The following is a 22,684-nucleotide window of genomic DNA, read 5'->3' as shown; positions in this document are numbered from 1 at the left end:
AGGCGCAGCGGGTTCGGCGCCACGCCTCAAAGACGAAACGCCGTCGCCGGCGGTGGCGGCGCAAAGCCTTGCAGCACCTTGAGCATGTCGTCGCGCTTGCGCCGGGCCATGATCTCCAGCAGCCAGGTGTAGCCGTTGTTCTTGCAGTAGCGGCCGACGTTGGGGTCGGCGCCAAGTTGTAGCAGCAGGGTGAACATGTCCAGGCTCTCTTGCTGGCTGACCCAGGGATTGATGACTTCGGGCGAGCCCTGTTCGGCGACGATCATCAGCAGGCTTTCGCGAATCGGCTGCTGTGCGCAGAAATCGCGGCCGTAGCTCAGGTTGAGGTTGGCACCGGCCGCCACCAGTTGCCGGGCAGCAGCGTAGTTGCCTCCCTTGAGCGCCAGGAATAGCGCGGTTACGCCGTCTGGCCCGCTGCGTTTGTCGAGGTCCTGGGGGTGCTGCAGCAGCCAGTTGAAGCGCTCGATGTCCTCGCGGTTTTTCGCCATTTCCTGCAGCGCGGTGCCACCCTGGGCGTCCTGCTCATCGATGGCGGCGCCGGCCTGCAACAGGAACCCAAGGCGCTTGGCCCGGTTCAGGTCGGGGTTGTCCTTGAGGTCGCGGCGCATGGCCAGGACCACCTGGGTTCGGCCGTTGTACTGGCCGTCGGGGCGGGCGCCATGGGCCAGCAACAGCCGGGCGATGTCCAGGTCTGGCTTGTCCAGCGCGTGCAACAGCACCGGGCGCCCGTCGGCGGCGATGACGTCGCCGCTCAGGCCGTTCTCCAGCAGGCGCCGGACTTCGCCCGCGTCACCCTGGTCCACCGCCGTCACCAGCGGCCAGGCGCTTTGGCAGGCCGGTTCGCTGGGTGCCTCAAGGCCCAGGCGTTGGGTGACCCTGGCGGGGACCCCAAGTTGGCGTTGCAGGCGCAGCCCGCAATACAGCCGATAGTTCTCCATGGCCCGGCCCCGGTGCCGGGTGTCCGCGGGCTGCTGTTCGTACAGGCGCCAATCCAGGTCCGCCAGATTGAGGTAGGTCGGCATGCGCCCCGGGTCGCGACGCAGCACGTACGCCAGCCAGGGGCGGGCGCTCTGCAACTGGCCGGCCTCGGTGGCCCAATAGGCGATGTCGTTTAGCAGGCCCGGGTAGGTACTGCGCTCGGGGGCGATCGCGCGAAAGTCTTGACGGCTGAAGAACTCTTCCACCCGAGCGATGCCCGGGGCCTTGTCTTTGGCATCGCGCAATTGCGTGTGCAGCTGGCGAAATTCTGTCCAGACCTGCTCCGCGCTGGGCGGCGGCGCATAGGGCTTGACGCTGAGCTGGCCGCTGCTGGCGTCAAAGGGTTCCAGCAGCTTCGGGTACTTCTGCAGGGCTTGCAGCCATTGCTGCTGCAGTTCGGGGCTGGTCGGTTGCTGCGGGGTGAAGTCGATCCGTGCCTCGCCCTGGCGCTGACCGATGGCCAGCAACGGCCGCTGGGGATCGCGGCTGTCCACCAGCAAGTAGCGATTGCTCAACTCCCAGCCTGGGCTCTGGCAGTCGAAACTCAGCTTGGTCAGGCTCAGGGCGGCTTCCAGTTGCTTGCTCGGCGGCCAGTTGTCGGTGGCCTCAACGGGTCGCTGCTCGGGCACGCAGACCTGTAGCGCCTGGGCATCGAACAGCGGCAAGGGCGGCGACTTGTAGACTCGCTGCCGGTACTGCCCATCCGCATAGCCATTGAGATAGAACAACCCTTGGTATTGGCTGAGGATCACTCGGGCCGGCGCCTGGGCCAGCCCGGGCAGGGGAAAGGGTTCGAGTTGCAGCGTGGCGGTTTCCGGGTCGTCCAGGAGGATGTCGCTCTGCATCTCCCACCAGCGGATCTTGGACAGGTCGAACGCCTGGGCGACGGGGACGCCAGCCAGCAGCACCAGTGCCAGGCAAAGCCTGCGAATGCCGATGGCGTCTGTGAATAGGTTCAAGCGTGCAGTCCCTTGCCGGTAGAAAGGTCGGCAATGTAATGCAATCGCCAGCGTTGTGCCGGGGTTTTTGTCAGGGCCGGAACTGGCTCGGCGCCACGCCGCTCCAGCGGATGAAAGCATGGCGAAAGCTCGCGGTTTCGCTGAAGCCCAGGGCCTCGGCGATGCGGTAGATGGGCATCTGGTCTTCGCAGAGCATCTGCTTGGCGCGCTCGAAGCGCAGCTCGTCCAGCAGTTCCTGATAGCTGCACCCCAGGTCCCGCAGGTGGCGGCGCAGGGTCCGGGCCGAGCAGTTCATCTGTTCCGCCAGCCCTTCCAGGCCCGGTGCGGCGTCCAGCTGCGCCGCCAGCAACTGGCGGATGCGCCCCAGCCAGGCCTGGCGCCCGGTGAACTCGGTGTTCTGCTTGCGGCAGCGTTCGGCCATGGCCTGGTGGGTGATCACGTCCGCCAGGGGCAGGGGCTGGTCCAGCCAGCGCTGGTCGAAGGCGAAGGCGTTGCTGCTGGCGTTGAATTGCAGCGGGCAGTCGAAAGGTTCGCGGTAGCGTTGCTGATAGTCCGGGGCCGGGTAGTCGAAGCGCGCGCCCAGTAGCGGCAGGGCGTGGCCCAGCAGGTCGTCGCAGATGACCTTCAGCGACACCAGGCAGAACTCGGTATTGAACGCGGCCAGGGCCGGGCTTTCGCGGTAGTCGGCGGCGGTCAGCCAGATGCGCGAACCGTCGGTTTCCAGGCTCAGTTCGAAAAGTGTTCCCATCAGCGCCGGATAGCGCAGCGCCAGGCGCAAAGCGTCACCTAAGGTGGCACTGGTGAGCAGGGCATAGCCGAGCATGCCGTAGGAGGAAACGTGCATGCGCCGGCCCAGTTCCAGGCCGATGTCCCGTTGCAAGGCCACGGCGTTGGCGCACACCAGCATTTCCTGGTTGGTGGTGATGCGAGTGTCGGCGCGGCTCAGGTCGGCGGGGTTTATACCGCTGCCGGCCAACAGCGCGCCGCCGGCCTGGCCCTGGTCCTTGAAGGTGTTGAGGATCAGGGAAACCGCATTGAGGGTGGTGAGGTGCGAGTGCAGCATGCGCAGATTCCAGCCTGGGAAAGACCCTTAACCGGAGCAAGTTGCATGCCGCCCGCGATCAGGCCTGCGGTTTGCCGGCCAGCGACATGCGGCATTCCCGGCGTTGTGTGGCTAGTGACTTGGCGCATTGATTGGTGCAACCTGCCTGCCATTCACCGCCTGAGGTGGCGGTGCAGCAACCCCGATAAAGGACTATGTATGACCCTCATTCCTGCGCGTTCCCTGCTTCTGGTGTCCGGCTTGCTCCTGAGTTCGCTGTGCCTGGCCGAGGCTGAGCCAGGCAGCGAAAGCACCATCAAGGACTCTGCCAAGTCAGCCGTCTCGTCAGCCATCTCGGCAGGCAAGAACCTCTTGGGCGGCGTCAGCGAAGGTGTGCTCGACGGTCGCCAATCGGCGCAAGGCGTCGACGGTGCCTCGATCATTTCCTCTCGCGAGCAAATGAAAGGCCGCGTCGACGTTCAGGTGTTGAAGACTGAAGCCGTCGGCGACAGCTTCAACGTTACCCTGGGCTTCAAGAACAGCAGCGACAGCCAGTTGCGACTGATCAACCTCAAGCAGACCGGCGCCCTGCTGGCGATTGACCAGGACGGTTACGCCAACAATCTGACTGTCAGCCTCGACAACCCGGACGAAGTCACCATCCCGGCCAAGGCGGCAGTGCGGCAGAAGTTCGTGTTTGAAGGGCCGATCGAGAGCTCGAGTTCGGTGCGGGTCTGGGGCCAGGATTATTCGGTCAAGAAGTAACCTGACAGCCCCCGCTGTTTGTCGTCGAGCCGGCGGCTACTGCAGTAGCTACCGGCTCCCGAGCTTCAGCTCAACTCGCCACACAGATCGAGTTCCACCAGGCGCCGCACTTCGGCGCTTTCCAGCCCGGCACCGAGCAGCGCATTGAGCTTGCCGAACGCCGCTTCGCGGGTCATGCCGCCACCGGACAGCACGCCCACGCCGCGCAGGCGGCTGCCGGCTTCGTAGATGTCCAGCTCCACACCGCCTTCATGGCACTGGGTCACCGCCACCACCACGATGCCTTGCTCCTGTGCGCGCTTGAGACTGGCCAGGAACGCCGGGTTGTCGCTAGGACCGGTGCCGCTGCCGAAGCATTCCAGGACCAGGGCCTGGATGCCGCTGTCGAGCACGCCGTCCAGCAGCTCGGCGCCGATGCCGGGGAACAGCGGCAGTACGCCGACCTTGGCCAGTTGCCTGGCTTGGCGGTAATCCAGCCCGGCGGGAATCGCCTCGGCCCTGGCGCCGCCGCCATTGCGCTTCAGGGCGGCGAACGGGTGACGGCCGAAGCTGCGGATTTTCGCGCAGCGGGTCGGTGCCAGCAGCTCGCCGTGGAAGTACAGGTGCACCCCCGGGGCCAGGCCCTGGCCCAGGGCCGACAGGGCGCCGCTGAGGTTTTCCCAGGCATCGCTGTCGGGCACACCCGCTGGCAGCATCGAGCCGGTGAACACCACGGGCGCCGGCAGGCCCAGCAACTGGAAGCTCATGGCGGCGGCGCTGTAGGCCAGGGTATCGGTGCCATGGAGGATCAGCACGCTGTCGCAGCCCTGGTCCACGGCTTCGACCACCGCTTCACGCAGGCGCTGCCAGTAGTCGGGGGTCATGTTGGCGCTGTCGATCAGCGGCGCCATCTCGCGAAAGCGCCAGGCCGGCAGCACCAGCCCGGGCTGGCTGTCGAGGTAGGCGCGCATGCGCACGTCGAAACCCGAGGCCGGGGCCAGGCCGTCGGCGCTGGCCTGCATGCCGATGGTGCCGCCGGTGTAGAGCACCATGACGTGCTGGGCGCCAGGGTAGGTCGAAGGGGTCATGGGATTCTCCGAAACGGTGAGTACCTGTGGGAGCGGGCAAGCCCGCTCGCACATTTATCGCACTGTAACCGACGGGTGCAGAGGATGCGCCCGTCGTTCACCCGTCAGCGTTGCGCTGCGGGCACGCCTTGCGGCTCGGCCTCGGCGGTGGCCGAAGGTTCGGCGGGCCAGGCCTTCAGGTCCAGGTCCAGATCGGCGAACTTGCGCGAGTCGAACACCGGCTGGGCGACGCCGGCGCGGCGCTGCTCGTCGTAGTCGCGCATCACGCGCAGGCCGACCTTGAACAGCATGGCCAGGGCCACCAGGTTGACGAAGGCCAGGCAGGTCATGGTGATGTCGGCGAAGGCGAACACGGTCGAAAGGTCCTGCATCGAACCCCATACCACCAGCGCCAGCACCAGGCCGCGGAACAGCATCAGCACGGTGCGGTTGCGGGTGAGGAACTGCAGGCTGTTCTCGCCCAGGTAGTAGTTGTAGAGGATGCAGGTGAAGACGAACAGCGACAGTGCGACGCTGACGAACAGGCGACCCCAGTCACCGACCACGGCGGCCAGCGAGTTCTGGGTCAGGACGATGCCGTCGCCTTCGAAGCCCGGGGTGTAGAAGCCCGACAGCAGGATCAGCAGCGCGGTGCAGGTGCAGATCACGAAGGTGTCGAGGAACACGCTGAAGGCCTGGACCACGCCCTGGGCGCCCGGGTGCTTCACGGCGGCCACGGCGGCGACGTTGGGCGCACTGCCCAGGCCCGCTTCGTTGGCGAACACGCCACGCTTCACGCCCATGACGATGGCGCTGCCGAGCAGGCCGCCGAAGGCCGGGTCGAGGCCGAAGGCGCTCTTGATGATGGTCTCCAGCATGGCCGGCACTTGTTCGATCTGGGTGCCGATCACGTACAGGGTCACGGCGATGTAGGCCAGGGTCTTGATCGGGACCAGCAGGTCGGACACTGCGGCGATGCGCTTGATGCCGCCGATGAAGGTAATGGCCAGCAGCACCGCCAGGACGATGCCGGTGTGGCTTGGGTCGAAGGCAAAGGCATCCTGCAGCGAGTGCGTCACGGTGTAGGACTGTAGGCCGATGAAGGCGAAGCCGTAGGTGACCAGCAGCAGGATGGAGAACACCACCGCCATGCCTTTGCGCTTCAGGCCGTGCTCGATGTAGTAGGCCGGGCCGCCGCGGTACAGGCCGTCGCCGTCGGCGCGCTTGTAGACCTGGGCCAGGGTGCATTCGAAGAAGCTGCTGGACATGCCGACCAGCGCGGTCACCCACATCCAGAACACCGCGCCCGGGCCACCCAGGGTCACGGCGATGCCGACGCCTGCAATGTTGCCCGCGCCGACCCGGCCGGCGAGGCTGAGCATCAGCGCCTGGAACGAGCTGAGCTGGCCGCCGCTGCTTTTCAGGCTGTCGCGGAACACCGCGAACATGTGGAGGAAGTGGCGCAATTGAACGAAACGCGAGCGGATCGTGAAGTAGCTGCCGAGCCCGACAATGAGCACGATCAGCACTTTCCCTGAGAGGAAGTCGTTGATGACTTCGAGCATGGATTATTCCTCGCTGTTTTTTGTGTAGGCAAAAGCAGAGCAGACGGAAACATTCTGTTACACCGCTGACTGCACGCACGGCAAAGCGGTGGGGCGATTGTTCGTCCCGGTTCTCTATTCGCGGGTTGTTATTAGTTCGGGTTTCCCATGGGTTTGAGCCTCGTTACCGACGGCTGCCCACGTGAAGAGGGGGCGCACTATACCGGTGCGCGGGCTCGCCGTCTGCATGTAGCGCGTCGAGCCGAGGAACGGCAGGCTGGACGGGAGGCTGAATCGGTTCTTGTCACGCCCCGCAAAACCCCGCGAACAGAGGCCCGCATCATCCCTTTGATATCGCTGCTAAGCCGTAGGAGCCGGCTTGCCAGCGAAGGGGCCCGTTTGAGCGGCGCCGGTCTTGAGGGCCTGTTCGCCGGCAAGCCGGCTCCTACGGGATTACAGCCAGAATTCCTCTCGGCGTTCTTGGAAGTCGTGCATTTCACCTTGCTCCAGCAACTGGCGAATCCACGGCCCGAGCAGATCCAGCGAGCTGTCCAGAGGGGTGGGCCGGTGCCAGCGTAGCGGCACCTGGGCAAAGCGCTGCTGGTTGGCGCTGACTTTTTCCAGGATCTGCCGGTCCTGTTTGAGGATCACCTTGAACAAGGGTTGCAGCACAGCGCGCTTGAGCCAGCCCGGCAAGCGGCCGCGGGCCGTGGCGATGCGGGCGAACAGGCGCAGTTCGCTCTCGGCGGTTGGGGTCAGCCAGGCGCTGACCAGCAGGTTGAGCCGGCCCTGACGGTCGCGGTATTCGATTTCCGCCAGCCCCGGCAGGCGAAAGCGCCCCATGCTGAGGCCGCGTTCGCCTTCGAACAGCCGGGATATCAGCCCGGATTGGGTGCCTTCTTCGCTGTACTGCGCTTCAACCCCGTCTTCGAGCTGATGCACCCAGGCACGAATCCGCTGGCGCTGGCGGTCGTGGCGAATCCATCCGGCGTGCACGAAATGGGTGTGGAAGCCGTCGAGGAAGTTCTCCGCGGCGTCCTGCAAGCTGCACTGCACCCGGTCGCTGATCCAGAACACATCCAGGGCCTGGGCCTGCTCGGCGGCGGCCACCGGCGGGGCATTCGGCCGCTCGCTGGCGAGGCTGGCCCACACCAGCCCCTGGGCTTCGCAGCTGTGCAGCGGCTGCAACAAGGGCTGGCTGCACCGCTGCTGCTCCTGGCCGGGCAGCTGAGTGCAACGGCCCTGGGGGTCGAAGCGCCAGCCGTGGTAGGGGCACTGGAGCTGCCCGTCGCGCACCCGGCCGGCGCTCAGGGGCGCGAAGCGGTGAGGGCAACGGTCCGGCAGCACCGCGGCGGCGCCGTCGGCGTCGCGAAACAGCACCAGCGGCACGCCGTGCAGGGTGCAGGCCAGGGGTTGGCGTTGCAGCTGCCGGCTCAGGGTGACGGGCCACCAGCCCGAGTGACTGTTCACAATTTGAGCTTCCTCATCAGCGGTACGCCGATCCGTTGCAGCAGCAGGCCCATCAGTTGCCACACCAGGCGCCGCGACCAGGGCAGGTGGGCGACGTGGATCAGGCTGTATTCGATTTCGGGCTGGCCGCCGCGCAGGCGCTTGAAGGCGGCCGCGCCGGAGCTGAAGTTGAGCACCTGACGACGGTTCACCGCTTCTTGCAGGCACAGCCTGGTCAGTTGCCGGTACAGGCCGGCGCGCTGGGGCAGGGCGGTGTCATAGCCGACGATGGGGGTGCTGATCAGCGCGCTGTTGGCGAACCAGCCCAGGGCGCCGTCAATGCGCCCTTCGGCGTTGCGCAGGGCGCGCACATCCAGCCAGCCTTCGGCCTGCCCGCGTTGCAGCCAGTGGGCGCTGTAGTGGGGGTTGAGGCGGCTGTATTTGTCCAGGTACAGCAGGTTGTACAGCTGTTCGATGCGCTGGAAGTCGGCCTCGTTCAGCTCGCTGCCGGGCACCACCGTATACGGGCTGCGGCGCAGCAGGGTGGCATCCAGGCGAGTGTTGTGGTGGCGCAGGAAGGCTGAATTTTCGCCCTCGCGGCCGTCGAACAGGTACACCTGACGGCTGGGAATCGCCAGGTAGCCCAGGGCTTGCAGGCGCTTGCGCAGTTCGAGGTTGCTGAAGTCGTTGAGCGAGCGAAAGCCAAAGCCGTGGTCGGGAAACTCCCGGCGCAGCAGTTCGGTGATCGCCGGCAAATCCGAACCATCCCAATCGGCGGGGTAGAGGTTGGTCGACAGCAGCCAGTTATTGACCTGCACCAGGCGGTCGACCTTGGCCGCGCTCAGTAGCCGGTCCACGCCCTGGGTCAGCAGCTTCAAGGGCCAGGCCAGCCAGGGCCGTTTCAGGCGCTGCAGTTCTTCCCGGGCATAGCCGCTGTAGGCGGTTTGCGGCGAGACCACGTAACAGTTATCCACAGGGTCGTGGCCGTGGTTGATGCTCACCGGGAACTGCTGATGGCCGGTGTCCAGCAGGGCCAGGGCGGTGCTGACGTTGCCGATCAGCGCGCCGCCGGCGCAGGTGCGCACGTACTGCCGGGCGTGGCTGTCGCCGGCGCTCGGGGGCTCAAGGGCCAGTTGCTCGGGCAGCAGCAGTCTCATTGGCGCTGTGCCCCCAGAGGCTGGCCGTTCCATTCGATATCGGCGGTGGAGGCGGCCAGCAGCCCGCAGCGGCGGGTCAGGGCGCGGCCGATGATCTCGCTCAGGCTCAGCAACTGGGCGGTCAGTGGACCGCGATCGCCGTCCTGGACGATCACGTCCCGGGCTTGTTGGTAGTCGTGCCAGAACGTGCGGCTCAAGGCCCGTTGCGGCGCCACCAGAAGCAGCATGGCCAGGGCGATCATCCGTGGTTCCAGAGTCGCCTCCAGCGCTGCGTCGGCTTCGTTGCCCAGCGCCGCTACCAACTGCACGCGCTGGTCGTCGAACAGGTGCACGCCGCTGGTGGCCCTGGGGTTGCACTCCAGGACATGGAAGCGGCCCTGGCGGTCCTCGATAAAGTCAAAACCCACTTGCCCGGTGTAGCCGGTGGCCCGGCCGAACTGTTCCAGAAACGCACGGATTGGCGCCGGGGCACAGCTGTGGAAGTAGATCCCCGAGCCGCGCCCGACCCGGTAGCGCGGCTGATAGCTGCTGTGGGCGCGCAACTGGCCGTCCACCAGCACGCTGAAGCTGCAGTACTCCTGGCCGGGGACAAACTGCTGGGCCACCCAGGGCGCCTCGGCGCTGGGCCGGACTTTTGCCAGTTGCGCCGGGCTCGGGCGGATCAGGGTCTGGGAGGCGAAGCGCGAATAGGCCGGCTTGAACACCAGGGCATCGTGCTCCGCCGCCAGCGCCTGCACCGCAGCCAGGTCATACAGCGCCCGGGTCGGCGGCGCGGCCACGTCCCAGCCCTGGGTCATGGCAGCAAAATCGCCCTTGTGATGCAGGCGGTGCAGCAGCTCGAAGTCGCTGGTGAACACCCGACACAAAGGCCGCAGGCGCTCCAGGCCGTGGGCCAGGTAGAACACCTCTTCGCAGGTGGGCAGCAGCAGGTCGATGGCCTGTTGGCGGATGACCCCGGCCAGGGCTTCGATCCAGGCATCCGGGTCGTGGCGCGGCTCCGGCAGGCGCACGAAGTGCTCGGCGGCGCGGCTGAAGCGGCTCAGGGGTTGGGCCAGGGAGTCGGCCACGGTCACCGTCCAGCCGGCTTGGCTAAAGGCCCGGGCCCACTCCAGGCAGGCCGGGGCCCGGGCGCCGAGAATCAATATACGCATGGCAGTCCCTCGGGTAGTTGCAGCATCAGCAGACGGCGTCTTTTCGCTTGTGGCGGCGGTGCCTGCCAGTGGCCGAAGCTCAGCTGCGGCGCCTGCAGCCCTTGTTGCGCGCAGAGTTCGGCGAGGGCTTCGCTCAAGCGCTGGCACAGCCCGTGGTAGTCGCCCGAGGTACGCAGGTTGGCCTGCCAGAGCAGCCCGCGCTGGTGAATCTGGTATTCCTCCAGTTCCGCCCCCAGCATCAGCAGGGCCCGGCGCAATACGTCAGGGTAGAGCGGTGCCAGCTGCTGGCCGTCGAGCCGGGGCAGCCAGAGGATCTCGTCGGCGCGGCCTTCCACGGCGGCGATGGCCCGCTCCGCACGGCCACAGGGGCAGGGCGCGCTGGCCACCCGCAGGATGTCGTTGAGGCGATAACGCACGATCAGCTGCGTACGCCGGGAAAAGTCGGTGATGATCGGCTGGAAGCGCGTGCGCTCAGGGTCCAGCCATTGCGGCTCGATGTGCAGGTGGCTTTCATTCAGGTGCAGGGTGCCAGCCTCGCAGGTGTAGCCGAGAAAACCTTCACTGGCCTGATAGATCTGCTGCGGCTTGCGCCCGAAGGCTTGCTGGACCAGCTCGGCGTCGGTGCTTTCCAGCACTTCAGCCACCGACAGGATGTGCCGTGGGCGGATCGTCAGCTGCCCGGCCAGGGCCGCCTGGGCCAGCCCCCGCAGCACCGTGGCCGGGGCCACCAGCACGTCCGGATGCTGCTGGTTGAGGCGTTGCAGGGAGGCGGTCAGGCCTAGGGTCAGGTCATGAAAGGCGAAGTCGATGCGGCGGCTGGCGAGGGTGGTGTACAGGCGGCTATTGGCCCGCAGGAAGAAGGCGATCCGCAGCGGCGCCAGCCAGGGGCACAGCAGCCGGGGCAGCAGCGCCCGGGGCAGGGTGCGCGCCAGCAGGATGCCGGCCCAGCGTTGGCGTTCCACACTGCTGACCAGGAACACCCCCTGGGCCCCCGAGGTGCCGCTGGACAGGCCCACGGTGATGTCCCCCAGGGTCGGGCTGAAGTCCCGGGAACGTTCCGCCTGCAGGGCCACCGGCAACACTTGTTCCAGGCTCAGGGCGCGGGTGTTGAAGCCGGCGAAGTCGCTCATCAGCGCTGCCTTGTCCATGATCGGCAGGCGGTGCAGGTCGTCGTGGGTCAGCCCCTTGAAGCGCTGGCCACGGGGCATGACCCGGGCCATGAAGTGCCGCAGGCGCCGGGCCTGCCAGGCTTCCAGCCGCTCGCGACGGCGAAAGCGCAGGGCGTAGCGGCTGAACACGAAGGCGCCGATGCTGCGCAGGGTGCCCACAAGACGCTCACTGTTCATGGGCGAACGCCTCCCAGGCCTGGGTGCAATGGGACGGCAGCACCGCCACCGCCGGTTCGCGGCGGATCAACTGGCCCAGGCCGTGGTAGGTGCGCACGTACTGCTGACGGTCGGCGCTGGCAAACCACAGTGCCGGTGCAGCGGGCAGGCGTTCGGCGCGGCAGGCCGGCACCGACCAGCAGGCGTCGGCCACCAGGAACACCGGCCGGCCCTGGGCATCGGGGATGAACAGACCCAGCTGGCCTTCGCTGTGCCCGGGCAACGGCACGCCGATCAGGCTGCCATCGCCGAACAGGTCCAGGCCCTGCTCGAAGGGCGCCATCCAGCTTGGCAGCGCACAGCTGGGGCTGGCTTCGGCCAGGCGCAGGCGGGCGCTGAAGTCGTCCGGCAGCAAGCCCGGCAGATGGCCGCCGAGGGTGGCGCGCCAACGCTGACCGCGCAGGCTGTCGATATGCCGGTAATCGGCTTCCAGGGCGATGAAACGCGCGTTGGCAAAGTCCCGCAGCCCGGCGACATGGTCGGCGTGAAAGTGGGAAATGATCACATGGCGGATATCCCCCGGGCCGATGCCCAGCTCATGCAACTGCGCGCCCAACTGCTCGACCACCGGCAACTGCACCGGCACTGCGCTGCGGTACAGGCGCTCGGGCAGGGCCCGGGTGGCCTGGAAGAAGTGTTCGGCGTAGCCGGTGTCGTACAAAATCCAGCCGTGGTCCGGGTGCTGGATCAGCCCGCACAGTGCCGGAAATTGCACCGGCGCCAGGCGCCCGCCACGGTCGGCCATGCATTCCAGGTGCTGGCACCAGCCGGCCCGGAGGATCTTCAAGCTCACGCTGCGGCTCATGGTTTTTGTCTCTGTTGGGCCAGCCACCATTGGGCGTGCTGGGCGATGCCCTGGTCCTGGCTGATCACCGGGCGATAGCCCAGCTCGCGCTGGATGGCGCTGATGTCCAGGGTCTGACTGAAGGCCAGGACGCCTGCGCCGTAGCGGGTGATCAAGGGTTCGGCGCCGTTGCCCAGCCGTGCCTTGAGCTCCAGCAGGCGCGCCACGCCATGCACCAGGGGCCAGGGCAGGCGACGGGTGCGCAGGGGCAGGCGGAAGTGCTCGGCCATCTGTTGCAGCAGGTCCTTGAAGGCCAGGGGTGTGCCGTTGCTCAGGTTGTAGACGCACAGCGGGCGCGGCAGGGGCCGGGTCAGGGCCAGCCACACCGCGTGCACCAGATTGTCGACGCAGGTCAGGTCCAGCTGTGCCTGGCCGCCGCGCATCAGCGGAATCGCCCCCCGTTGCATCACCCGCAGCAGGCGCGGCATCAGGGTTGCGTCCCAGGGGCCGAACACCGCCCGGGGGCGCAGGATCACGCATTCGGGCAGCTTGGCGTCTGCCAGCAGGGTTTCGGCCTGGGCCTTGCTGCGGGCGTAGTCATTCACCGGTGGTGGCAGCGGCTGGTCTTCGCGGATGCCCAGGCGATCACTGAAGTTGAAATACAGGCTGGGGGTGGAGATATGCACCAGCCGCGGGATGCGGTTCTTGCCGCAGGCGTGGATCACCTCGGCGGTGGAGTCGAGGTTGGCCCGGGCAAACGCTTGGGGCGAACCCCAGGGTGAAGACAAGGCGGCGCAATGCACGATGGCGTCATGCTCGCGGCTGGCATCGGCCAGCAGGCGTTTGGCCAGCGGGCTGCCGTGCTCCAGGGGCAGCCAGCGCACGGGCGCCGGGCTGTGGGCAATGACTTGCGCCGCCGCCTCGGGGTTGCGCCCGCTGAACTGCACCTCGCAGCCTTCGGCGGCCAGCTTCCAGACCAGATGCCGTCCGATAAAACCGGTACCGCCGGTGACCAGGATCTTCATCAGTACTCCAGGATCATGCCGCCGAGGGACAGGCCCGCGCCGGTGCCGATCAGCATCAGGGTTTGTCCGCGTTGAATGCGCCCGTCGCGCACCGCGATGTCCAGAGCGGTGGGCAGTGACGCCGCCACCTGATTGCCATGCCGGGCAAAGATATCGATGACTTTCTCCGGCCCCAGGCTCAGGCGTTTGGCCGCATGCTGCATGGCCTGTTGGCTGGCTTGATGGGGGATGATCCAGTCGATCTGCGCAAGGGACAGTGCGGCTTGCTGCAGCAAATCGTCCATCAGTTCGGGCAGGTGCTTGGCCGCGAGGCGGAACACGCCTTTGCCCTGCATGGTGAAACTGGTCAGGGGCTCGAACGGCACCTGGATGCGCCGCGGATGAAAGCGCGAACCGCCGGCTGGGATCTGGCACAGCGCGGCGCCTTCGGCGTAGGTCCTGAGGCGCGAGGCGAGGATCTTCGGGCCGCCGTCGCCCGCTTCCAGCACCACCGCTGCCGCGCCGTCGCCGAAGATGCCGCAGACTTCCACCTGCTGCCAGTCCAGGCCGCAGGAGGCGATGTCGGCGCACACCAGCAGCACGCGCCGGTAATGCCCGGCCTGGATCGGCCAGGACAGGGTGTCCAGGGCGGCAATAAAGCCCAGGCAACTGGCGTTGATGTCCATGGCCGCAATGCCTGACTGGCCCAGGCCCAGCTCCCGTTGCAGCAGCGCGGCGTTGCAGGGCATGCCCTGGTCCATGGTGCCGCTGGCGCAGACGATCAGGTCCAACTGATCCAGCGCCAGGCCCGCCGCTTGCAGGGCCTGGCGCGCGGCGCTGGCGCCGAGGCTGGCGGCGGTGTCCGCAGGATCGGCGACGTGGCGCTGCTGCACTCCGCTGATGCGCGCCACGCTGCCGGTTTCCAGGCCGAGCTGGCGGTCCAGCTCGGCACTGGTGACCACCCGCTGCGGCAGGGCGTGGCCGGTGCCGAGGATGGCCAGGGCGCGGGCCGGGCGGGGGGAGGACGCTGATGTGTGCATGCAAATTCCGTGTGTGTGGGCGTCGGGGCTGGCGTTGAGAGAGGCGGTTAGTGCGCTGGCAGTGCCGCCGGGCATTGGCTCAGGAAGGCTTGCAGCCCCTGCTGGTAGGCCTCGGTGGGCATCAGGTCAGTGTGTTTGGCGATGAAGCAGGCCACGCCTTGACGCTCCATATCGGCGTCCGCCACGAGGTAGAAGTCGGGAATTTCCTGCACGCTTGCGATCTGCTTCCAGGCCAGGCTGCTCTGACCTCCACGGGTGTTGAGCAGGGTGAAGCCCTGGTCGTCGAAGTTCAGGCAATAGGTGCCTTCGACGGCCCGCAACCGGGTTTCGATCAGGCGCTGACTCAACCCGCGCAGCGGCGCTTGGGGCTTGATTGGGGTGGCGGCAATCCGGGCTTGCAGGTGCTTGATCCAGCGTCCGGAAAAGCGCCACCACAGGGGGATGAAGATCAAGGCGAACGCCACCATGGCGATGACCTTCTCCGGGGTGAAGGTTCGCTCGGGGAAATAGATCGACAGGCAGCCGCCGATCAGACACAGGGTGAACATCACGGGACCGATCAAGCGGCTTTGCCACCGGGCAAATGTGGTCATGGCTTGGACATGCTGCTGATCATCCTTGAGCAATTCCTGCTTCAGCGGTTCGGCAATCCAGGCTTCGGTGTGGGCGGGGGTGATGCGGTAGTGCAATTCCATGGGGGCTGAATCCGAGGTCCGTGTTCGGTGAGGGCGGCAGTCTACCGGCTTCTGGGGTGTGACGAGGAGTGGCGTGAGCAGCGACAGTGCCGCTCAGGCGGGAAATGCTGGCAGATGCTGTTCCACCCACTCCAACAGACGCTCGTCGAGCTGGGCTCGATGTTGGCGATAACTGTCCTGGCAACGGTTGAAGAGCGGGTCCTGATTGACCCGAGCCGCCAGCTCGGTGGCGCTGTCGCTTGCAGCATGGGCGGCCCGCACCTGTTGCTGGCGCTGATCGGCCTGTTCCAGGGTGTGCGCCAGGGCGTCCAGTTGCAGGTACCTGAACTGAGCGATGGCCTGGGGCAGGTGAAAGTGCAGGGCGCTGTCGAAACCCTCCCAGTCCTCGAAGGCCAGCCACTCGTGGAGCACCATGAAGCAGCGCAGCGCCGGGGGCAGTTGTTCCAGTCGCTGGAAATCCAGCCAGTACTGACGCGGCAGTTGCTCGGCGGTTTCGATGGCCTGAGCGATCAGGTCCAGGGCCTGGCCTTTGTCCCGGTGATGCTTGCGCAGGATGCGCTGGGTCAGGGTGAAGCGCGCTTCTTCTATAGCGTGCAGGGCGCAGTTCAGGTCGTAACCGGCGTTGAGCAAGTGTTCTCGTGCTTGCTCGGGGGGCAGGCCGGATTTGTCTACCAGCACCTGCAACAGCTCGGCTTTGTAGAACTCGGCGGCTTGCTGCGGATTATTGGCGCAGCGGGCGAGCAGGGCCTGGGCATGGCGCAGGCCGATGGGGATCAGCTTGCGTAGCTGTTGCAGAGCTTGGGTGTGCGTCGGGTCCATCGACTGCGGTGCCTCGGGGATGGCGGATGTTTGAGAGAGGCGATTATCCACTGCGGGCGATGGATTGTGCTGGTTTAAAACAAGGGACCATAACGCTCGCAAGACCTGTAGGAGCCGGCTTGCCGGCGAAGGCGTCGGCCGGATTTCGGTGAAGGCAGGGCAGGCCTCTTCGCTGGCAAGCCAGCTCCTACGGGGTGGTGTTTTAGGCGGGGCCGGGGCGGGCGCCGTCGAGCAGGGCGTCCACCACGGCGCGGGCCATTTCCACGGAATGCACCATGGACCAGATCAGTCCGCGTTCGATGCCGCTGGCCCGTTCGGTGATTTCATCGGACACCTCTTCGGCGCATTTGAGCAGTAAGGAGACGTGCATCAGGGCGTCTTCGGCATTCACCTGGGGTTGCACGGCGAACAGCGGGTGGCCCCGGCCATCGCGCAGGCCGAAGGGGCGATGACGGGTGCCGTGCAAGGCGGCCAGCAGGTTGGCATTGGCGCGGTCCAGCTCCGGGTCGCGGCGCGGATGATCGGTGGGTAAGGGTGGATCGGGGACGAGCTTTTTCATGAGACTGGTTCCTTTAGCGTTTAAGAAACCGCCGGATCTCACTTCCACATGAGAGGGTGGCAGCCGTGCGCAGGTGTGGAAGACCGGGCTAAAGGAACCGGCGCACCCGAGGGTGCCCTACGCACAGCCGCCATAAATCGAGTTCACCCTAGCCGCATCGGCAAGGGTGTTCGAATGAGACAACTGCACGTCCTTTATCCCAGACTTCCACATCCGGGCCGCTGATTTGGCAGCGGCACCGGGAGACTGCCTGATCGTTCGAAGGGGTACAAGGCGCTCAAAGGCGTGGGGGATTCTCTCGGATTTGCCCTACAAAACAAAGCGAATCCGCTTCGATGCCGGGCGGCATCGCCTGACAAATCGCAGCTTTTTTCCAGAAAAAAAACGGCACACCGGTCAATCATAGGAGCAGAAAAATGATGTGATATTCAGTGAAATCAAGATTCGATAATCGGTCTATATTTGGGCTGAATATAGTGTAGGGTTTAAGCCGGCAGGATGATTGCGATCTTGCATAGTGAGCGTTAGGCATCCTGAGCGGCGAAGTCGCACAGGATCAGTTCGTAGCAGGGCGGCGAGCACGTCGCCAAATGTAGGAGGTTTCACTCATGCGAGTTGAAACGGTCAGCTTTTTAAAACGATATGCCTCCGATCTGCCGTTAGAGGAGCCAATGGTCGTTACGCAAAACGGTGTGCCTGTTTACGTTGTCGAGTCTTACGTTGAGCGTAAGCGCCGCGACGAGGCAGTGGCGTTGGTGAAATTGCTCGCAGTCAGTTCGCGCGAGTACGCCCAAGGCAAGCATTGTTCGACTGATGAGCTGAAGGCCCGCTTAAGCAAGAGGTTTGCCCACAAATAAAAAAGGTGGGGTAGATGCCAACACTGACAATCCGCTACACCGAAACCGCACAGCAAAGCATTGAAGACCAGATTGTGCATCTGGCCGACTATAGCGACCTTAAGTCTGCCTTTGAGCGGTTGGAAGCTGTGATTGACGCTCTTCAGGACAAGCTCTTGTCCGCCCCGCTAGGCTACCCAGTCAGCCCTCAAGCAAGCGACCTGGGCATCTTGCATTACCGTGAGCTCAACACCGATGGATACCGGGTGTTCTACGAAATCGTGGATGCGGATCAGGCGATCGTGATTGGGCTGGTGCTGCGGGATAAGCAAAGCGTCGAGCAGGCACTTATTCGTTACTGTCTGCTGCATACCGATTGACGATTGTGGGTGTGAGCCGTCCGCTGTGGTGTTGGGGCGTGTCACCCGCACTCGGTCCGGGAGGGGGTCTTGCCAATACGTTCAAATTGGATTCACACGTTCGCCACTCTCCATCCCGCTCGCCATTTCGAAAGATGAAGGGGGAGAAGGGGCAGCGCTGCGTCTGTCATAAACGAAAATGTGCACAGCTTCCGCGCTATCACGGCGCTCCATCAAGGGGCGGCGCTGAAAAATAGGCGGTCTTGCTTCTGGGTTTCCGGGACTTTGTGAGGAGCCAAAAAAAAGGGCCTGGAGACGTATCTCCAAGCCCTCAAAAGGTGAGAGGTGTCTAGTCCCTCAACCTGGTGAGCGGTGTTGCATGTTTCGGGGGCGCGGCGGTCAGGCTTTCAGCGGAACCAGGCGCGGGGCAATCATGTTTTCCGGACGCAGGATGTCGTCGAGCATGGCGTCGTCCAGCAGGCCTTCTTCGCGCACCAGTTCCAGTACGCCACGGCCACTTTCCAGGGCGATGCGGGCGATACGGGTGGCGTTTTCATAGCCGATGTACGGGTTCAGCGCGGTGACCAGGCCGATGGAGTGCTCCACCAGTTCACGGCAACGGGTTTCGTTGGCGGTGATGCCGGTGATGCAGTGCTCGCGCAGCATGTCCATGGCGCGTTGCAGCAGGCGGATCGAGTCGAAGATCTTGAAGGCGATCAGCGGCTCCATCACGTTCAGTTGCAGCTGGCCGCCTTCGGCCGCGATGGTCAGGGCCAGGTCGTTGCCGATGATCTGGAACGCCACTTGGTTGACCGCTTCCGGGATGACCGGGTTGACCTTGCCGGGCATGATCGAGCTGCCGGGCTGACGCGCTGGCAGGTTGATTTCGTTGATGCCGGTGCGTGGGCCGCTGGACAGCAGGCGCAGGTCGTTGCAGATCTTCGACAGCTTGACCGCCGTGCGCTTGAGCATGCCGGAGAACAGCACGAAGGCGCCCATGTCGGAGGTGGCTTCGATCAGGTCGGCGGCCGGTACCAGCGGCTGGCCGCTGATGGTGGCCAGGCGTTGTACGGCCAGGTGCTGGTAGCGCGGGTCGGCGTTGATGCCGGTGCCGATGGCGGTGCCGCCCAGGTTGACTTCGGTCAGCACTTCCGGCGCCAGGGTCTTCAGGCGAGCCAGGTCTTCACCCAGGGTGGTGGCGAAGGCGTGGAATTCCTGGCCGAGGGTCATCGGCACGGCGTCTTGCAGCTGGGTACGGCCCATCTTCAGGACGTGGCTGAATTCCTGGCCCTTGGCGGCGAACGCCTGGATCAGGCTGTCGAGGCTGGCCAGCAGCGCGTCGTGACCCAGCAGCAGACCCAGGCGGATCGCGGTCGGGTAGGCGTCGTTGGTGGACTGCGCCATGTTCACGTCGTTGTTCGGGTGCAGGTACTGGTATTCGCCCTTGCTGTGGCCCATGGCCTCCAGCGCGATGTTGGCGATGACTTCGTTGGCATTCATGTTGGTCGAAGTGCCAGCGCCGCCTTGAATCATGTCCACCACGAACTCTTCGTGGAAGTCGCCGCGGATCAGGCGGGCACAGGCCTCGCTGATGGCTGCATGCTTGGCTTCGCTCAGATGACCCAGTTCGCGGTTGGCGTCAGCAGCTGCCTGCTTGACCATTGCCAGGGCCACGACCAGTTTTGGGTAGTGCGAAATCGGAACGCCGGAGAGGCGGAAGTTGTTCACCGCTCGCAGGGTCTGGATGCCGTAATACGCTTGAGCCGGTACTTCGAGTACGCCAAGCAGGTCTTTTTCTGTGCGGAAAGATGCAGCGGAGGACATGACGGAGATCATCTCGGTAGGGACCCGGTCTGTGCCGGGAACGCTGCGAATCCTAGGCCGAAGGGATTTTTTGGGCCAATGCTGTTAAACACTGGGCTATGCATATTCGGCATAATACCGGTGTGACGCCGGGTTGCCGGCGAGCGTGTGACCTAAAATGGTGCGTGTCCGGGAGGACGTGATGAATCTGGAAAGCAAATGGCTCGAGGACTTCAGTGCCCTGGCCGCCACCCGCAGCTTTTCCCAGGCTGCCGAGCGACGTTTCGTGACCCAGCCGGCCTTCAGCCGGCGGATCCGCAGCCTGGAAGCGGCCCTGGGCCTGACCCTGGTCAACCGCTCGCGTACGCCGGTGGAGCTGACGGCAGCGGGGCAGTTGTTCCTGGTGACCGCGCGCACCGTGGTCGAACAGCTCGGCGAGGTGGTGCGTCACCTGCACCACCTGGAAGGCGGGCAGGGCGAGGTGATGCAGGTGGCGGCTGCCCACTCCCTGGCGCTGGGCTTCTTCCCGCGCTGGATCGCCCAACTGCGCAACGAAGGGCTGAACATCGCCACGCGGCTGGTGGCCACCAACGTCGGTGATGCGGTGCACGCCCTGCGCGAAGGCGGTTGCGACCTGATGCTGGCCTTCTATGACCCGGACGCGGCCTTGCAGATGGACTCGGAAATCTTCCCCTCGCTGCACCTGGGGCACACCGAGATGCTCCCGGTGTGCGCTGCCGACGCCCAGGGCAAGCCGCTGTTCGACCTGGAAGGCGAGGCCAGCGTGCCGTTGCTGGCGTACAGCGCCGGGGCTTTCCTCGGGCGTTCGGTGAACCTGCTGCTGCGCCAGCGCAACCTGCGTTTCACCACCGTCTATGAAACCGCCATGGCCGACAGCCTCAAGAGCATGGCCCTGGAAGGCCTGGGCATTGCCTGGGTGCCGCAACTGAGCGTGCGCGCCGAGCTGGCCCGGGGCGAGCTGGTGGTCTGCGGCGGGGCGCAATGGCATGTGCCGCTGGAGATTCGCCTGTACCGCTGCGCCCTGGTGCGCAAGGCCAACGTACGCTTGCTGTGGCGCAAGCTGGAAGGCGCTGCCGCGCAAGCTGCGGCCACGTAGGAGCCGGCTTGCCGGCGAAAGCGTCGGCCGGAAGGGTGGTGATCGCAGGGTGGGCCTCTTCGCTGGCAAGCCAGCTCCTACGGGAGATAGGCGCAGGTTTTTTTGTAGGAGCCGGCTTGCCGGCGAAAGCGTCGGCCGGGAGGGCGGTGATTGCAGGGCGGGCCTCTTCGCTGGCAAGCCAGCTCCTACGGGAGATAGGCGCAGGTTTTTTTGTAGGAGCCGGCTTGCCGGCAAAGGCGTCGGCCGGGAGGGCGGTGATCGCAGGGTGGGCCTGTTCACTGGCAAGCCAGCGCCTGCGAGGGGGGGTGGGATTGACCTTGGAGTCAATAAAACCGGGGTTTTGCGCCGGAAATACTTTGTTTTGCAGATGGTCGGCGAAAGTGCGTTTAACGCGCCTTTTTCGGTATACTGCGCGGCCTTCGGCCGGTTCGCCTGGCCATAATTCGTACAATTTAAGCCACGCATTTCGCGTGGCTTGTTGTTTTTGACGCGCCTGCGGGCGCCCAGAGAGAAGAGGCACGACGATGAGTGCACTGGTTGGCGTGATCATGGGCTCCAAGTCCGATTGGTCCACCCTTAGCCACACCGCCGATATGCTGGAAAAGCTCGGCATCCCTTACGAGGTGAAGGTGGTTTCCGCACACCGCACCCCGGACCTGCTGTTCCAGTACGCCGATGAGGCTGAGGCGCGAGGCATCGAGGTGATCATCGCCGGTGCCGGCGGCGCGGCGCACTTGCCTGGCATGTGTGCGGCCAAGACCCACCTGCCGGTGCTGGGCGTGCCGGTGCAGTCGTCGATGCTCTCGGGCGTGGATTCGCTGCTGTCCATCGTGCAGATGCCGGCCGGCATCCCCGTGGCCACCCTGGCCATCGGCAAGGCGGGCGCGATCAACGCGGCGCTGCTCTCGGCGAGCATCCTGGGCGCCAAGCACCCGCAGTTCCATGCGGTGCTGAAAAAATTCCGTGCTGAACAGACAGACAGCGTCCTGGACAATCCAGACCCGCGCGTCGCCTGAGGTTGTTGACGATGAAGATCGGTGTAATCGGTGGCGGCCAGCTGGGCCGCATGTTGGCCCTGGCGGGGACTCCGCTGGGAATGAACTTCGCTTTCCTCGACCCGGCGCCGGACGCCTGTGCCGCCCCTCTGGGCGAACACCTGCGGGCCGACTACGGCGACCAGGACCACCTGCGCCAGCTGGCCGATGAAGTGGACCTGGTGACCTTCGAATTCGAGAGCGTGCCGGCGGAAACCGTGGCCTTCCTCTCGCAGTTCGTGCCGGTCTACCCGAGCGCCGAAGCCCTGCGCATCGCCCGCGATCGCTGGTTCGAGAAGAGCATGTTCAAGGACCTGGGGATTCCTACTCCGGAGTTCGCCGACATCCAGTCCCAGGCGGATCTCGACGCCGCCGTGGCGCGCATCGGCCTGCCGGCCGTGCTCAAGACCCGCACCCTGGGTTACGACGGCAAGGGCCAGAAGGTCCTGCGCAGCGCCGCCGACGTCGAAGGCACCTTCGCCGAACTGGGCAGCGTGCCTTGCCTGCTGGAAGGCTTCGTGCCCTTCACCGGTGAAGTCTCGCTGATCGCCGTGCGCGCCCGTGACGGTGAAACCCGTTTCTACCCGTTGGTGCACAACACTCATGACAGCGGCATCCTGCGCCTGTCGGTGGCCAGCAGTGACCACCCGTTACAGGCACTGGCCGAGGACTACTCCAGCCGCGTGCTCAAGCAGTTGGATTATGTGGGCGTAATGGCTTTCGAGTTCTTCGAAGTGGACGGCGGCCTCAAGGCCAACGAGATCGCTCCGCGGGTGCACAACTCCGGGCACTGGACCACCGAAGGCGCCGAGTGCAGCCAGTTCGAAAACCACCTGCGGGCGGTGGCCGGCCTGCCCCTGGGCTCCACGGCCAAGGTCGGTGAGAGCGCCATGATCAACTTCATCGGCGAAGTGCCGCCGGTGGACAAGGTCATCGCCATCGACAACTGCCACCTGCACCACTACGGCAAGGCCTTCAAGGTCGGTCGCAAGGTCGGCCACGCCAACCTGCGCTGCGCCGATCAGGCGACCCTGCAAGCGCAGATCCTCAAGGTGCAAGCGCTGATCGCCGAGTAACAAATCCTCCGGCTGGCGGGAACCTTCGTTTCCCGCCGTTCTCTGATAGCAGGATGCCAAAGTGCTGGCTAGGCTTTGGCTT

21 protein-coding genes are annotated in these 22,684 nt (G+C 65.4%); 6 read left to right on the top strand and 15 right to left on the bottom strand.

Annotated features, from left to right (window positions below; genetic code table 11):
* Positions 1 to 26 precede the first annotated feature (26 nt).
* Complete coding sequence (locus tag M2395_RS25785) at positions 27 to 1,937, bottom strand: ankyrin repeat domain-containing protein (protein WP_405046105.1); 1,911 nt, start codon at positions 1,935 to 1,937, stop codon at positions 27 to 29.
* 70 nt (positions 1,938 to 2,007) lie between these two features.
* Positions 2,008 to 3,000 carry an AraC family transcriptional regulator gene (locus tag M2395_RS25780; protein WP_015637519.1) on the bottom strand — a complete coding sequence of 331 codons (993 nt, stop codon included), beginning with the start codon at positions 2,998 to 3,000 and terminating at the stop codon, positions 2,008 to 2,010.
* Positions 3,001 to 3,198: 198 nt separating this feature from the next.
* Here M2395_RS25780 and M2395_RS25775 point away from each other — a divergent pair, with 198 nt between their 5' ends.
* Positions 3,199 to 3,744 (top strand): hypothetical protein, encoded by a 546-nt coding sequence (locus M2395_RS25775; protein WP_041120452.1) that lies wholly within the window; start codon positions 3,199 to 3,201, stop codon positions 3,742 to 3,744.
* A 65-nt stretch (positions 3,745 to 3,809) separates the two neighbouring features.
* On the opposite strand, the gene M2395_RS25770 is transcribed toward M2395_RS25775, so the two are convergent.
* From M2395_RS25770 to M2395_RS25715, 12 genes are all read right to left on the bottom strand, one after another.
* On the bottom strand, positions 3,810 to 4,811 hold the full coding sequence (locus tag M2395_RS25770; protein ID WP_015637517.1) for an asparaginase: 1,002 nt from the start codon (positions 4,809 to 4,811) through the stop codon (positions 3,810 to 3,812).
* Positions 4,812 to 4,915: 104 nt separating this feature from the next.
* Positions 4,916 to 6,355, bottom strand: coding sequence for a sodium:alanine symporter family protein (locus tag M2395_RS25765; RefSeq protein ID WP_011064304.1), 1,440 nt, complete (start codon positions 6,353 to 6,355; stop codon positions 4,916 to 4,918).
* A gap of 432 nt (positions 6,356 to 6,787) precedes the next feature.
* Positions 6,788 to 7,804, bottom strand: a complete 1,017-nt coding sequence (locus M2395_RS25760; RefSeq protein WP_123431132.1) for an aromatic ring-hydroxylating dioxygenase subunit alpha — start codon at positions 7,802 to 7,804, stop codon at positions 6,788 to 6,790.
* On the bottom strand, positions 7,801 to 8,940 hold the full coding sequence (locus M2395_RS25755) for a hypothetical protein (RefSeq protein ID WP_123431131.1): 1,140 nt from the start codon (positions 8,938 to 8,940) through the stop codon (positions 7,801 to 7,803). The genes M2395_RS25760 and M2395_RS25755 overlap by 4 nt, the downstream gene beginning before the upstream one ends.
* A complete protein-coding gene (locus M2395_RS25750) occupies positions 8,937 to 10,091 on the bottom strand; it encodes an ATP-grasp domain-containing protein (RefSeq protein ID WP_123431130.1) in 1,155 nt (384 codons plus the stop codon). Before M2395_RS25750 ends, M2395_RS25755 begins: the two co-directional genes overlap by 4 nt.
* Positions 10,079 to 11,437 (bottom strand): F390 synthetase-related protein, encoded by a 1,359-nt coding sequence (locus M2395_RS25745; protein ID WP_123431129.1) that lies wholly within the window; start codon positions 11,435 to 11,437, stop codon positions 10,079 to 10,081. Before M2395_RS25745 ends, M2395_RS25750 begins: the two co-directional genes overlap by 13 nt.
* Positions 11,427 to 12,281 carry an MBL fold metallo-hydrolase gene (locus tag M2395_RS25740; RefSeq protein WP_123431128.1) on the bottom strand — a complete coding sequence of 285 codons (855 nt, stop codon included), beginning with the start codon at positions 12,279 to 12,281 and terminating at the stop codon, positions 11,427 to 11,429. Before M2395_RS25740 ends, M2395_RS25745 begins: the two co-directional genes overlap by 11 nt.
* Positions 12,278 to 13,285 (bottom strand): NAD(P)-dependent oxidoreductase, encoded by a 1,008-nt coding sequence (locus tag M2395_RS25735; protein WP_072451887.1) that lies wholly within the window; start codon positions 13,283 to 13,285, stop codon positions 12,278 to 12,280. Before M2395_RS25735 ends, M2395_RS25740 begins: the two co-directional genes overlap by 4 nt.
* A complete protein-coding gene (locus tag M2395_RS25730) occupies positions 13,285 to 14,304 on the bottom strand; it encodes a beta-ketoacyl-ACP synthase 3 (RefSeq protein WP_123431127.1) in 1,020 nt (339 codons plus the stop codon). Before M2395_RS25730 ends, M2395_RS25735 begins: the two co-directional genes overlap by 1 nt.
* A gap of 47 nt (positions 14,305 to 14,351) precedes the next feature.
* Positions 14,352 to 14,999 carry a YcxB family protein gene (locus M2395_RS25725; RefSeq protein ID WP_123431126.1) on the bottom strand — a complete coding sequence of 216 codons (648 nt, stop codon included), beginning with the start codon at positions 14,997 to 14,999 and terminating at the stop codon, positions 14,352 to 14,354.
* A 93-nt stretch (positions 15,000 to 15,092) separates the two neighbouring features.
* Complete coding sequence (locus M2395_RS25720) at positions 15,093 to 15,818, bottom strand: hypothetical protein (RefSeq protein WP_072443427.1); 726 nt, start codon at positions 15,816 to 15,818, stop codon at positions 15,093 to 15,095.
* Positions 15,819 to 16,020: 202 nt separating this feature from the next.
* Entirely contained in the window at positions 16,021 to 16,377 is a 357-nt protein-coding gene (locus M2395_RS25715; RefSeq protein ID WP_123431125.1) for a DUF6124 family protein, read from the bottom strand.
* A gap of 608 nt (positions 16,378 to 16,985) precedes the next feature.
* Here M2395_RS25715 and M2395_RS25710 point away from each other — a divergent pair.
* Both M2395_RS25710 and M2395_RS25705 read left to right on the top strand, forming a co-directional pair.
* Positions 16,986 to 17,234, top strand: a complete 249-nt coding sequence (locus M2395_RS25710; RefSeq protein ID WP_025131512.1) for a prevent-host-death protein — start codon at positions 16,986 to 16,988, stop codon at positions 17,232 to 17,234.
* A gap of 14 nt (positions 17,235 to 17,248) precedes the next feature.
* Complete coding sequence (locus M2395_RS25705; protein WP_025131511.1) at positions 17,249 to 17,593, top strand: type II toxin-antitoxin system RelE/ParE family toxin; 345 nt, start codon at positions 17,249 to 17,251, stop codon at positions 17,591 to 17,593.
* Positions 17,594 to 17,971: 378 nt separating this feature from the next.
* Here M2395_RS25705 and aspA read toward each other — a convergent pair whose 3' ends face one another.
* A complete protein-coding gene (aspA, locus tag M2395_RS25700) occupies positions 17,972 to 19,396 on the bottom strand; it encodes an aspartate ammonia-lyase (RefSeq protein WP_041120431.1) in 1,425 nt (474 codons plus the stop codon).
* A 181-nt stretch (positions 19,397 to 19,577) separates the two neighbouring features.
* On the opposite strand from aspA, the gene M2395_RS25695 reads away from it, so the two are divergent.
* From M2395_RS25695 to M2395_RS25685, 3 genes are all read left to right on the top strand, one after another.
* Positions 19,578 to 20,492 carry a LysR substrate-binding domain-containing protein gene (locus tag M2395_RS25695; protein WP_011064292.1) on the top strand — a complete coding sequence of 305 codons (915 nt, stop codon included), beginning with the start codon at positions 19,578 to 19,580 and terminating at the stop codon, positions 20,490 to 20,492.
* Positions 20,493 to 21,016: 524 nt separating this feature from the next.
* Entirely contained in the window at positions 21,017 to 21,508 is a 492-nt protein-coding gene (gene purE, locus M2395_RS25690; protein ID WP_011064291.1) for a 5-(carboxyamino)imidazole ribonucleotide mutase, read from the top strand.
* A gap of 11 nt (positions 21,509 to 21,519) precedes the next feature.
* The gene (locus M2395_RS25685; protein WP_123431124.1) at positions 21,520 to 22,602 is read left to right on the top strand and encodes a 5-(carboxyamino)imidazole ribonucleotide synthase; all 1,083 of its coding nucleotides are present in this window, start codon (positions 21,520 to 21,522) and stop codon (positions 22,600 to 22,602) included.
* Positions 22,603 to 22,684: the final 82 nt, after the last annotated feature.

The organism is Pseudomonas sp. BIGb0176, assembly GCF_024810175.1.
GTDB lineage: Bacteria > Pseudomonadota > Gammaproteobacteria > Pseudomonadales > Pseudomonadaceae > Aquipseudomonas > Aquipseudomonas protegens.
This window is presented reverse-complemented; position numbering and strand designations above follow the sequence as displayed.